The 12360-nt window shown below is 61.9% G+C and carries 10 protein-coding genes and 1 pseudogene; 7 read left to right on the top strand and 4 right to left on the bottom strand.

The window, feature by feature from the left end; all coding sequences use genetic code 11:
- Window positions 1-1383 (top strand): dihydrolipoyl dehydrogenase, encoded by a 1383-nt coding sequence (lpdA, locus tag EIY72_RS15695; RefSeq protein WP_093219916.1) that lies wholly within the window; start codon window positions 1-3, stop codon window positions 1381-1383.
- A 310-nt stretch (window positions 1384-1693) separates the two neighbouring features.
- Window positions 1694-2713: a branched-chain amino acid aminotransferase gene (locus tag EIY72_RS15685; protein ID WP_093219911.1), complete on the top strand. Its 1020-nt coding sequence runs from the start codon at window positions 1694-1696 to the stop codon at window positions 2711-2713.
- Window positions 2714-2796: 83 nt separating this feature from the next.
- On the opposite strand, the gene EIY72_RS15680 is transcribed toward EIY72_RS15685, so the two are convergent.
- On the bottom strand, window positions 2797-3555 hold the full coding sequence (locus tag EIY72_RS15680; protein ID WP_093219908.1) for an ArsR/SmtB family transcription factor: 759 nt from the start codon (window positions 3553-3555) through the stop codon (window positions 2797-2799).
- Window positions 3556-3635: 80 nt separating this feature from the next.
- On the opposite strand from EIY72_RS15680, the gene EIY72_RS15675 reads away from it, so the two are divergent.
- Window positions 3636-4763, top strand: a complete 1128-nt coding sequence (locus EIY72_RS15675; protein ID WP_093219903.1) for a cytochrome P450 — start codon at window positions 3636-3638, stop codon at window positions 4761-4763.
- Window positions 4764-4769: 6 nt separating this feature from the next.
- On the opposite strand, the gene EIY72_RS15670 is transcribed toward EIY72_RS15675, so the two are convergent.
- Window positions 4770-5108 carry an FKBP-type peptidyl-prolyl cis-trans isomerase gene (locus EIY72_RS15670; protein WP_093219899.1) on the bottom strand — a complete coding sequence of 113 codons (339 nt, stop codon included), beginning with the start codon at window positions 5106-5108 and terminating at the stop codon, window positions 4770-4772.
- 190 nt (window positions 5109-5298) lie between these two features.
- On the opposite strand from EIY72_RS15670, the gene EIY72_RS15665 reads away from it, so the two are divergent.
- The 3 genes from EIY72_RS15665 (at window position 5299) to EIY72_RS15655 (ending at window position 9484) form a co-directional block, all read left to right on the top strand.
- Window positions 5299-6372 carry a sensor domain-containing diguanylate cyclase gene (locus EIY72_RS15665; protein WP_093219892.1) on the top strand — a complete coding sequence of 358 codons (1074 nt, stop codon included), beginning with the start codon at window positions 5299-5301 and terminating at the stop codon, window positions 6370-6372.
- A gap of 75 nt (window positions 6373-6447) precedes the next feature.
- Window positions 6448-8256, top strand: a complete 1809-nt coding sequence (locus EIY72_RS15660) for a monovalent cation:proton antiporter-2 (CPA2) family protein (RefSeq protein ID WP_093219885.1) — start codon at window positions 6448-6450, stop codon at window positions 8254-8256.
- 130 nt (window positions 8257-8386) lie between these two features.
- Window positions 8387-9484 (top strand): DNA alkylation repair protein, encoded by a 1098-nt coding sequence (locus EIY72_RS15655; RefSeq protein WP_093219880.1) that lies wholly within the window; start codon window positions 8387-8389, stop codon window positions 9482-9484.
- Between the two features lie 41 nt (window positions 9485-9525).
- Here EIY72_RS15655 and EIY72_RS15650 read toward each other — a convergent pair whose 3' ends face one another.
- Window positions 9526-10428 (bottom strand): LysR family transcriptional regulator, encoded by a 903-nt coding sequence (locus tag EIY72_RS15650; RefSeq protein ID WP_093219875.1) that lies wholly within the window; start codon window positions 10426-10428, stop codon window positions 9526-9528.
- Between the two features lie 132 nt (window positions 10429-10560).
- Between EIY72_RS15650 and EIY72_RS15645 the strand changes: the two genes are divergently transcribed.
- The gene (locus tag EIY72_RS15645) at window positions 10561-12207 is read left to right on the top strand and encodes a GMC family oxidoreductase (RefSeq protein WP_093219871.1); all 1647 of its coding nucleotides are present in this window, start codon (window positions 10561-10563) and stop codon (window positions 12205-12207) included.
- A 14-nt stretch (window positions 12208-12221) separates the two neighbouring features.
- Here EIY72_RS15645 and EIY72_RS30135 read toward each other — a convergent pair.
- Window positions 12222-12299, bottom strand: a pseudogene (locus tag EIY72_RS30135) (outer membrane lipoprotein carrier protein LolA); the annotation flags it as partial.
- Window positions 12300-12360: the final 61 nt, after the last annotated feature.

The following is a 12360-nucleotide window of genomic DNA, read 5'->3' as shown; positions in this document are numbered from 1 at the left end:
ATGCAGACCTTGAACACCACACTGCTGATCATCGGTGGCGGTCCTGGCGGCTATGTAACGGCGATTCGCGCCGGACAATTGGGCATTGCGACCATTCTCGTCGAGGGCCAATCCCTGGGCGGCACCTGCCTGAACATCGGTTGCATACCGTCCAAGGCACTGATTCACGTCGCCGAGCAGTTTCAGCAAACCCGACACCACAGCCAGCACTCGGCGCTGGGCATCACGGTTTCGGCGCCGACCCTCGACATCGGCAAGAGTGTCGAGTGGAAGGATGGCATCGTTGATCGCCTGACCACTGGCGTCGCGGCGCTGTTGAAAAAGAACAAGGTTCAGGTCGTCACTGGCTGGGCCAAGGTCATCGACGGCAAGACAGTGGAAGTCGGCGACACGCGTATCCAGTGCGAGCACCTGGTATTGGCCACCGGTTCCAAAAGCGTGAACCTGCCGATGCTACCGATTGGCGGGCCGATCATCTCCTCCACCGAAGCTTTGGCGCCGACTTCGGTACCGAAGCGGCTGATCGTGGTCGGGGGTGGTTACATCGGCCTGGAGTTGGGCATTGCCTATCGCAAGCTCGGTGCCGACGTCAGCGTGGTCGAGGCTCAGGAACGCATCCTGCCGGCCTATGACGCGGAACTGACTCAACCGGTACACGACGAGCTGAAAAAGCTGGGCGTAAAGCTTTACTTGAAGCATAGCGTGCAAGGCTTTGATTCAAAAGCCAATACCTTGCAAGTCAGCGACCCGAATGGCGACACCCTGAACCTTCAAACCGATCAGGTCCTGGTGGCTGTCGGCCGCAAGCCCAACACCCAGGGCTGGAACCTCGAAGCGCTGAACCTGGACATGAACGGTGCGTCGATCAAGATCGACCATCGTTGCCAGACCAGCATGCGTAACGTCTATGCCATCGGCGACGTGGCCGGCGAACCGATGCTCGCGCACCGGGCCATGGCCCAGGGCGAGATGGTCGCCGAGTTGATCAGCGGCAAGTCCCGCGAGTTCAACCCTGCCGCCATTGCCGCCGTGTGCTTCACCGACCCGGAGCTGGTGGTGGTCGGCAAGACCCCGGACGAGGCCAAGACGGCAGGTCTGGACTGCATCGTGTCGAGCTTCCCGTTCGCCGCGAACGGCCGGGCGATGACGCTGGAGTCGAAAAGTGGCTTCGTGCGCGTGGTCGCCCGTCGTGACAATCATCTGATTGTCGGCTGGCAGGCGGTGGGTGTCGGGGTGTCCGAGTTGTCGACAGCCTTTGCCCAGAGCCTGGAAATGGGTGCGCGGCTGGAGGACATCGGCGGCACCATTCATGCCCACCCGACCTTGGGTGAGGCGGTGCAGGAAGCCGCGTTGCGGGCTCTCGGCCACGCCCTGCACCTGTAGTACACCGACCTTTGTGGCGAGGGAGCTTGCTCCCGCTGGGCTGCAAGGCAGCCCCAAAACCGAACAGCGCTGGTCTTCCTGTCCGCCGCGGTGTCCGGTTTTACCGGTGCTGCGCACCGGGACGGGAGTAAGCTCCCTCGCCACAGGGTTTCATTCGGCGGCCTATATGATGAGCAGGCTAAGAAATATGCCCGTCATCCGATAGTCCGGGCTGCGAAATGGACCCGGAATGAAGTATTGTTGTGCCCATCCGGAAAAAACGTCAGAAGCCTTGAACCGTTTCGGCGGTTGTTAAGTGATAGAGGGTGTCATGGGTAACGAAAGCATCAATTGGGACAAGCTGGGTTTTGACTACATCAAGACCGACAAGCGCTATCTGTCGTACTTTCGCAATGGCGAATGGGACAAAGGCACCCTGACCGAAGATAACGTGCTGCACATCAGCGAAGGTTCCACTGCCCTTCACTATGGCCAGCAATGCTTCGAGGGCCTGAAGGCCTATCGTTGCAAGGACGGCTCGATCAACCTGTTCCGCCCGGACCAGAACGCCGCACGCATGCAGCGCAGCTGCGCACGCCTGCTGATGCCGCATGTGTCCACTGAGCAGTTCATCGAGGCGTGCAAGGACGTGGTTCGCGCCAACGAGCGTTTCATCCCGCCTTACGGCACCGGCGGTGCGCTGTACCTGCGTCCGTTCGTGATCGGCGTGGGTGACAACATCGGCGTGCGTACTGCGCCTGAGTTCATCTTCTCGGTGTTCGCGATCCCGGTCGGTGCCTACTTCAAAGGCGGCCTGACCCCGCACAATTTCCAGATTTCCAGCTTCGACCGCGCCGCGCCACAAGGTACCGGTGCGGCCAAGGTCGGTGGCAACTACGCCGCCAGCCTGATGCCGGGTTCCCAGGCGAAGAAGGCGCACTTTGCCGACGCCATCTACCTGGACCCAATGACCCACAAGAAGATCGAGGAAGTCGGTTCGGCCAACTTCTTCGGGATCACCCACGACAACAAGTTCGTGACCCCGAACTCGCCTTCCGTGCTGCCAGGTATCACCCGCCTGTCGCTGATCGAGCTGGCCAAGACCCGCCTGGGTCTGGAAGTGGTCGAAGGCGACGTGTTCATCGACAAGCTGTCGGACTTCAAGGAAGCCGGTGCCTGCGGTACCGCTGCCGTGATCACCCCGATCGGTGGCATCAGCTACAACGACCACCTGCACGTGTTCCACAGCGAAACCGAAGTCGGCCCGGTCACCCAGAAGCTCTACAAAGAGCTGACCGGCGTGCAAACCGGCGACATCGAAGCTCCAGCCGGCTGGATCGTCAAGGTCTGACCTGACGCCGGATGCACAAAAGCCCCCGTTCGGGTGACCGATCGGGGGCTTTTTTTCGGTTTTTTGCAGGAGCGAGCTAGCTCCTACGCAATAGCGTTGAGCGATGGCCTTTTCGGCTGTGATCGCCTGCCTGTGTCCTCAATCGCCGAGGGCAGCTCAACCCCCAAACGTCCGCCGATTTCCTTGCGCCCTAACGCCGTCAGCGCCAGCGCCCGACTGTCCAGGTCCTGGGTCAGCCATTTGCGCTTGAGCGCCATTTGCAATAACGCCGCGCCCAACGATCCACCCAGATGCGGGCGGCGCATGCTCCAGTCCAGGCATGGGCAGGCAAAACGCCGACGCTGCGCGCTCAAGTCCTGCACCTCGATGCCCAGCGTCTCGAACATTGCCGTACCGCTGTCGCTCAAGCGATAGGCGCGTTCGTCGGTTTCCTGCAGCCAGCCGGCTTCAAGCAGGCGGTCGTGCAGCAGCACCGCCAGGGTTCCGGCCAGGTGGTCGTAGCAAGTCCGGGCGAATTGCAGGCGATCCGGCGTGTTGGGCTTGAAGGTCGGCGCTGTGTTCTGGCCAATCACCATCAAGGCTTCCAGCGCCTGGGCCACTTGCTTGTCCGCCAGGCTGTAGTAGCGATGCCGACCTTGCGCGTGCAGGCGCACCAAGGCCAGGTCCTTGAGTTTGGCCAGGTGGGCGCTGGCCGTCGATGCGCTGACCTCGGCCACCGCCGCCAATTCAGTGCTGGTGCGGGCGTGGCCATCCATCAGCGAACAGAGCATTTTCGTTCGCGCAGGTTCTGCAATCGCCGCCGCCACCCGGGAAAGGCCCAGGTCGTGTTGTTCTGCACTCATATTTCGCTCCCGGACGAATCATCGCCCCCTTGGACTGCAGATAGTAGCAACACTTTCCCACAACAAAAGGCTGCAACCCCATGGACCCGATCAGCGCTGCAACCCATGCCGATCCGTATCCTTATTACGCACAACTGCGCGCCGCGGGTGGATTGATGTTTGATGCTGCCCTGAACCTGTGGGTCGCCAGCAGCGCCCAGGCGGCGGCCGCCGTGCTTGCCCATCCAGACTGTCACGTCAGGCCCCAGCAGGAACCGGTGCCCAAGGCCATTGCCGACGGCATGGCAGGCCAGGTGTTTGCCCAGTTGATGCGGATGAACGAAGGCGAACGCCAGCGCTGCCCACGGGCGGCGATTGCACCGGGGCTGGAGCTGATTGACAGGCAGGCCGTCGAAGCATTGGTCAGTGCTCGATTGATGACTGCGGATGCTGCAGGGCTGTACAACGCCATGTTCCGTGGGCCGGTGGGTGTAGTCGCGGCACTCTTGGGGTTTTCGCCGGCACAAGGGCGCATCATCAGTGAACTGAGTGCAGACTTCGTCGCCTGTCTGTCCCCCCTCAGCAGCGCGGAGCAACTGGCAGCGGCCCATGCAGCCGCGGAGCAGCTGGGCGGTTACTTTGTTGAGCTGCTCGATGAGCAAACTACGCGAAGTCCATTGCTCAGTGGCATCTGCGAGCGTTTTGCCGCTGCATCAAGCGATCAACAGACGCTGATTGCCAACCTGATCGGCCTGCTTTCGCAGACCTATGAAGCCACTGCCGGATTGATCGGCAATAGCGCGCTGGCCCTCATGCAACACCCGGCAGCACGCGCCGAAACCACCCGCGTCGATGACCTCGTGGCCGAAGTGCAACGTTGTGATCCGTCGGTGCAAAACACCCGCCGTTTCGTCAATGCACCGTGCAATGTCGAAGGTGCAAGCCTCAAGCCGGGCGATGTGATCCTGGTGTTACTCGCCTCGGCCAATCGCGACCCGCAACTCAATGACGACCCTGACACTTTCCGGCTGCAGCGGCCGAACCGGCGCAGCTTCACGTTCGGCGCCGGGCGTCATCAATGCCCGGGGCAAACACTGGCCCTGTACATTGCCGGCGCCACGCTGAAGCAGATATTGGCGCTGTCACCTTTTCCCAACGGTCTGTCCTGGCACTATCGCCCGTCGCTGAACGGCCGGATTCCTTTGTTCAGCGATGCACCACAAGCCTGATAGCGCTCAATCGTCGCGGGTCAGCACTTCCAGCAACTCGATCTCGAAGATCAGGTTGGAGTTCGGCGTAATCTTGCCCATGGTGCGTTCGCCATAGGCAAGGTACGCCGGCACCAGCAGCTTGCGTTTGCCGCCGACCTGCATGCCGATGATGCCCTGGTCCCAGCCCTTGATCACACGGCCTGTGCCGATCACGCACTGGAACGGCTTGCCACGGCTGTAGGAGGAATCGAATTCCGTGCCGTCTTCCAGCCAACCCCGGTACTGAGTGGTGATCAATGCGCCTTTGACGGCGGCTTTACCGTCACCCGCCTGAAGATCGATTACCTGCAGCTCGTCATTCATTGATTTCACTCGTATGCTCTCTCGCCCAACAGGGCCTGACGGGCGCCGTTTTCCCAGATTTGCCTGCTATTGGCAACTGTTCTTGCCCGGATCCCGTCGTTTAGAGCTGTTAGCCCACAGGGTCTGATGGATAATAGCCACTTGCCACCCTTTCAATCCTACGGTGCCATGCCATGACGGCCACCTGTCAATGACCCTGTTCTGGACCAGCCTGACCTGCGGCTTGATGTTGCTCGCACTGATCGCCGTGCTGATTCGGCGCGAACGGGCGTTGCGCAGGCAACTGGCCGAGTACCGGGCCATCATCCACGACCTGTCCGAAGGGCAGAACATCCGCCAGGACGGCGACGCCGAGCGTTTCAAGCGCAGCCAGTACTTCGCCCGCATCGGCACCTGGGACTGGGATGTCGACACCGACCGGCTGTACTGGTCGGAGGCGATTTTCGCCATGTTCGGCTTCAAGGTCGGCGAAGTGACGCCCTCCTACGCCCTGTTCTGCTCCTGCGTGCACCCGGATGATCGGGCCCGGGTGCGTGCCGGTGAGTTGCGCTGCCTGCAAACCGGTGAAAACCATGACGAGGAATACCGCGTGGTCTGGCCCGACGGCACCATTCGCTGGCTGCGCGAGACCGGCAACGTGGTCAGGAATGAGCTCGACGAGACAATAAAAATGATGGGGGTGGTACGCGACATCACCGAGGAAAAGGCCTCCGCCAGTTACCTCAAGTTCCTCGCCCACTACGACCCGCTGACCGGCCTGCCCAATCGGCTGGTGCTCGAAGAACGCCTGGCCGCGGCGCTGGAACAGGCGCGAAGCAGCGGCACGCGGGTGGCCCTGGTGTTCATCGACCTCAACGGTTTCAAGGCGATCAACGATCGCTACGGCCATGCGGCCGGCGATGACGTGCTGGTGACGATGGCCAAGCGCCTGAAGCGCATTTTGCGCGTCGGCGACACCGCCGCGCGCATCGGCGGCGACGAATTCGTGGTCATCCTCCAGGGCCTGCCGTCGGGCAAATGCCTGCAGGACGAAGCGCGCAGCATCTGCCAGAACATCTTCGTCGAGCTGTCGCCGCCGGTCAGCATCGGCCATGACCAGCGCCACATCGGCACCAGCCTTGGGGTCGCGGTGTTCCCCGACCATGCACCGAGCATGGATCGCCTGCTGCACATCGCTGACCTGGCGATGTACGAAGCCAAGCGCAGCGGCAACAATCAATACCGGCTGGGTCGCGAATATTCGGTGCGTGCGCACAACGAGTAGTGGCGCCCATCGCCTTCATGCAGCGCAGCCTTTATTCTTGTCGATCTTCGCTGTACCGCGTGTTGGAGTGTCCCCATGCCCCATGAAGGCAACCTGCTGCAAGCCGCCGTCGTATTCCTCTGCGCGGCTGTGCTCATCGTCCCCCTGGCCAAACGCCTGCAACTGGGCGCCGTGATCGGCTATCTGCTGGCCGGTGTGATCATCGGCCCGTCCATGCTGGGCCTGATCGGCAACCCGCAAAGCGTCGCGCACATCTCGGAGCTGGGTGTGGTGTTGCTGTTGTTCATCATCGGCCTGGAACTGTCGCCGCGACGCCTGTGGGTGATGCGCCGAACGGTGTTCGGCGTGGGCCTGGCACAGGTGCTGCTGACCGGTTCGGTGATCGGCGTGGTGGCGTTGATGGTGTTCGGCCAGCCGCTGAACAGCGCTATCGTCCTCGGCCTTGGCCTGGCCCTGTCTTCCACCGCGTTCGGCCTGCAAAGCCTGGCCGAACGCAAGGAGCTGACCAGCCCCCACGGGCGCTTGGCGTTTGCGATCCTGCTGTTCCAGGACATCGCCGCCATTCCGTTGATCGCCATGGTGCCGTTGCTCGCCGGGGGCAATCACCACACCACCGCCGCTGAAGACCTGAACCACGGCCTGCAAGTGCTGGCCAGTATCGCAGTGGTGGTGATCGGTGGACGTTATCTGCTGCGCCCGGTCTTCCGCATCGTCGCCAAGACCCGGCTGCCGGAAGTCTCCACCGCCACGGCATTGCTGGTGGTGATCGGCACGGCGTGGCTCATGGATCTGGTGGGGATTTCCATGGCGCTGGGCGCCTTCCTCGCCGGCCTGCTGCTGGCGGACTCCGAATACCGGCATGAACTGGAAGCACAGATCGAACCCTTCAAGGGCCTGCTGCTGGGCCTGTTTTTCATGAGCGTGGGCATGGGCGCCAACCTGAGCCTGCTGTTCAGCACACCGATTGCGGTGTTGGGCCTGACCCTGCTGCTGATCGCCATCAAGCTGCCGCTGCTGTTTGTCGTCGGCCGCCTCGCCGGTGGGCTGAGCAAGGTCAGCGCCATTCGCCTGGGCATTGTGCTCGCGGCCGGTGGTGAATTTGCCTTTGTCGTGTTCAAGATCGGCGCCGAGCAAGGTCTGTTTGCCCCAGGACTGCACGACTTACTGGTGCTGACCATCACCCTGTCCATGGCGGTGACGCCCTTGTTGTTGCTGGTGTGCGCGCGACTGGTCAGCCCCAGGGTGCAACCGGTGGAAGTTCCCGAGCAGTTCCGCACGATCGATGCCGATACGCCGCGGGTGGTGATCGCCGGCATGGGCCGCATGGGCCAGATCGTTGCGCGGATCCTGCGGGCACAGAACATCAAGTTCATTGCGCTCGACACCTCGGTCGAAACCATCGAGCTGTCACGCAGCTTCGGTGGCGTGCCGGTGTTCTATGGCGACCCGATGCGCCCGGAAATCCTCAGTGCCGCCAAGGTCGAGCAGGCAGAGTACTTCATCATCGCCACCGACGATCCGGACACTAACATCAAGACCGCGGAACTGGTGCGCAAGCTCTATCCGGACATGAAAATCATCGCCCGCGCCCGTAACCGCCAGCACGTTCACCGCCTGCTGGACGTCGGCGCGCAGCCGATACGCGAGACCTTCTACTCCAGCCTGGAAATGAGCCGGCAAACCCTGATCGGCCTGGGGTTGACCCCGGCCCAGGCCGAGGCACGGGTCAAGCGTTTCAAGCAGCATGACGAAGAAGTGCTCGAGGCCCAGCATGCGGTGTATGACGACGCGGTGAAGGTCAAGCAGACCGCGCAGGAAGCCCGGGCGGAGCTGGCCAAGCTGTTTGAGTCGGATCAGTTGGAAGAACAGGCCGCCAAGGATTGAGGTGACCGATAGGCCTCATCGCAAGCACGCCGGCTCCTGCAGGGACTGCATCAATCCTGTAGGACCTGGCTTGCTGGCGATGAACGTTAACGCGGTGCATCGGATAAACCACTATTTTCAAGGACCCCACATGGCTAGCGAGCAATCCCCCGCCCTCAAGGAAATCTTCAACGCCGAACGCCTTGAACATATCGCCAGCGAAATGGCGGTGGTCTATCCAGCGTTTGACGCCAAGGCTTTTCTCAAGCTTGCCAAAACCGGCCTGGCGGACCTGTCAGTGATGCAACGCATGGCCCGCGTCAGTGAATGCCTGCACGCGGTCCTGCCGCTGGACTTCGCTGCGTCCGTGGACGTGCTGCGCGCCCTCGCCCCGCGCCTGAACAGCGCTTTCGTCAGCATGTGCCTGCCGCACTATGTCGCCCGTTACGGCGCTCAGGCCTTCGATGAGTCGATGCAGGCCCTCAAGTACTTCACCGCCTTCGGTTCCTCCGAGTTCGCCATCCGCCACTTCCTGCGCAGTGACCTGCAACGCTCGCTCAAGCTGATGCACGATTGGTCGCTGGACGACAACGAACACGTGCGGCGCCTGGCCAGCGAAGGCTGCCGCCCACGCCTGCCCTGGTCGTTTCGCCTGGAAGCCGTTCAGGCCGACCCGAGGCTCGCTGCCGGCATCCTCGACAACCTCAAGGCCGACCCTAGCCTGTATGTGCGCAAATCCGTGGCCAATCACCTCAACGACATCACCAAGGACCACCCCGAGTGGGTACTGACCCTGATCGAGGGCTGGTCGCTGGACAACAAACACACCGCATGGATCGCCAGGCATGCGTTGCGCAGCCTGATCAAACAGGGCAATCAACGCGCCCTGGCGATCATTGGCGCGGGCGCCAAGCCAGAAGTCGAGATCGTTGGGGTGAAGGTCGAACCGCCGGTGATTGGCCTGGGGGAAAAGATCACCCTGTCGTTTACGCTCAAATCCACGGTGCCGGACAGCCAGCGCCTGGTGATCGATTACGCCATCGACTACGTCAAGGCCAATGGCAGCACGTCGGCCAAGGTGTTCAAGCTCAAGGCGCTGACCTTGCCTGGCAACGCGACCGAGACCATCAGTCGAGGCCAGCAGATCAAGGAGCAGACAACCCGCCGGCATTACGCCGGTCGCCATGCGGTGCACATCATGGTCAATGGTGAGCGGCTGGCCAGTACTGCGTTCGAGATCAAGACTTGAATCCATAGATCAACGTTGTCTGTTCTGACGATGGCGTCCGTTCAGGCACCACCAGACTCGGGGCCCAACAGCAGGCCCTGCTCCTGCTCACAGAGCTGCACCACGTAATCCCACAACACCCGCAAACGCACGGACTTGTGCAGCTCGCGACGGGTGCTGATCCAGTAGCTGCGCAGGATACTTTCTTCCGGCAACAACGGCACCAGCGCCGGGTCGCCAGCGGCCATGTAGCACGGCAGCACGGCGATCCCCAGTCCGCTGCGCGCCGCCTCTTGCTGGGCAATGACGCTGGTGCTGTGGAACACCACCTGCGGATTGCGGCAGAAACTGTTGAGGAACATCAGCTCCTGGCTGAACAACAGATCGTCGACGTAGCCGATCCACGCATGTCGCCCCAGGTCTTCGCGGCTGCGCAGCGGCGGCGAGCGGTCCAGGTAATCCCGACTGGCATACAGCGCCAGGCGATAGTCAGTGAGTTTGCGGGTGACCAGCATGTCAGCAGCCGGTCGCTCCAGATGGATACTGATCTCCGCTTCACGATTGAGGATGCTGACAAAACGCGGCACCGCGACCAGCTCCACTTCCAGCCCCGGGTAGCGCTCGAACAGGCCGATCATGCGACTGGCAAGGAACTTGATACCCAGCCCTTCCGTCACCCCGACGCGGATCTTGCCCAGCGGAGCCGTGGACTGGGTGATTTCCTCCTGGGCCAGCAACGCGACGTTTTCCATGGCCTCGGCGTGTTTAAGCAACGCCTCGCCGGCCGGTGTCAGCTCATAGCCCTGGGCGTGTTGCACGAACAGTGCAGTGCCAAGACTCTTTTCAATGGCCTCGATGTGCCGCGCCACCGTGGCATGGGTGGTGTTCAAGCGCCGCGCCGCCGTGAGCAAACGCCCGCTACGCTGTAGCTCGAGAAAAAACCGCAGGTCATTCCAGTCGAACATGGCTCGTCCCTGATCGTCGAGGGGGATAGCGTTGTTTAAAAACGCACAGCAGCTGCGTAAAAACTAACATTCTTTTGACGAAAGCTAACAACTAGGATGACAGACAACAAGAACAACAAGACGAGGTCAGGGATGCAGTCTGTGCTTGATGAGTTCGACTACATCGTGGTCGGGGCTGGACCGGCCGGATGTTTGCTGGCCAATCGCCTGTCGGCCAACCCGCAACATCGCGTGTTGCTGCTCGAAGCCGGTGGCCGTGACAACTATGCGTGGATTCACATCCCGGTGGGCTATCTGTTCTGCATCGGCAACCCGCGCACCGACTGGTGCTTCAAGACCGAGGCGCAACCGGGCCTGCAAGGCCGTGCGCTGAGTTACCCACGGGGCAAGGTGCTGGGTGGCTGCTCGTCGATCAACGGCATGATCTACATGCGCGGCCAGGCCGGCGACTATGACGGCTGGGCCGCCGAGGGCAACCCCGGCTGGGGCTGGCAGGACGTGTTGCCGTTGTTTAAACAGAGTGAAAACCACTTTGGCGGCGCCGCGGAATTTCACGGTGCTGACGGCGAATGGCGAGTGGAACGCCAGCGCCTGTCGTGGCCGATTCTCGACGCGTTCAGAAGCGCCGCCGAACAATCCGGCATCGCCAGCATTGATGACTTCAACCAGGGTGACAACGAAGGTTGCGGTTATTTCCAGGTCAATCAGAAGGCCGGCGTTCGCTGGAACGCGGCCAAGGCCTTTCTCAAACCCGTGCGCCAACGCGCCAATCTGACCGTGTTGACCGGCGTTGAGGTCGATCGCTTGTTGCTGGACAACGGCCGAGCGTCGTCGGTCCTGACGCGCTGGCAGAACCAGGCAAAAGCCTTCAGGGCGCGCAAGGAAATCATCCTCTGTGCCGGCTCCGTCGGCTCGCCGAGCATCCTGCAGCGCTCTGGCATCGGCCCGCGTCCGCTGCTGGAGCGGCTGGGCATCGGCGTGGCTCACGAACTGTCAGGCGTCGGCGCTAACTTGCAGGACCACCTGCAGTTGCGGCTGATCTACAAACTGCAAAACGCGCGGACCTTGAACCAGATTGCCGGCAGCCTGTGGGGCAAGATGGGCATGGGCCTGCGTTACCTGTATGACCGCAGTGGCCCGCTGTCCATGGCGCCAAGCCAGTTGGGCGCCTTTGCGCGATCAGGGCCGGAGCAGACTTCGGCGAACCTCGAATATCACGTTCAACCGCTGTCGCTGGAGCGTTTTGGCGAACCGCTGCATGCCTTCCCGGCGTTCACCGCGTCGGTCTGCGACCTGCGCCCGCAAAGTCGTGGCCGCATCGAAATCCGTTCCGCCGACCCGCAGCAAGCGCCGCTGATCCAACCCAATTACCTCAGCCACCCGGAAGATCTGCGGGTCGCCGCCGACGCCATTCGCCTGACCCGGCGCATCGTTGCCGCACCGGCGTTGCGTGCATTCAACCCGGTCGAATACCTGCCCGGCGACAGCCTGCAAAGCGAAGAGCAACTGCACGAAGCCGCGGCACGCATCGGTACCACCATTTTCCACCCGGTGGGTACCTGTCGCATGGGCAACGACGCCACAGCGGTGGTCGATGCACAACTGAAGGTCCATGGCATCGCCGGCCTGCGCATCGCCGATGCCTCGATCATGCCGCGCATCACCTCGGGCAATACCTGCTCGCCAACCCTGATGATCGCCGAGAAGGCGGCACAGATGATCCTCAATTCCGCCACAAGGAGCATCACTGAGACCAAGGAACTGGCCACACATCTCTAAACAAAGTGCAGATCTGTAGGAGCGAGCTCGCTCGCAATGAATCTGAGAGCACCACGGGGTGTCAGGATCCCCGCGTTATCGTTGACGACCATCGCGAGCGTGCTCGCTCCTACACTGAAAACGAGCAACCCGATACATCGCAGTAGCGGCGCC

Origin of the sequence: Pseudomonas vancouverensis, from assembly GCF_004348895.1 — a bacterium.
Lineage (GTDB): Bacteria > Pseudomonadota > Gammaproteobacteria > Pseudomonadales > Pseudomonadaceae > Aquipseudomonas > Aquipseudomonas vancouverensis.
Note: the sequence above shows the minus strand (reverse complement) of the source record. Positions and strands in the feature narration are given on the sequence as shown.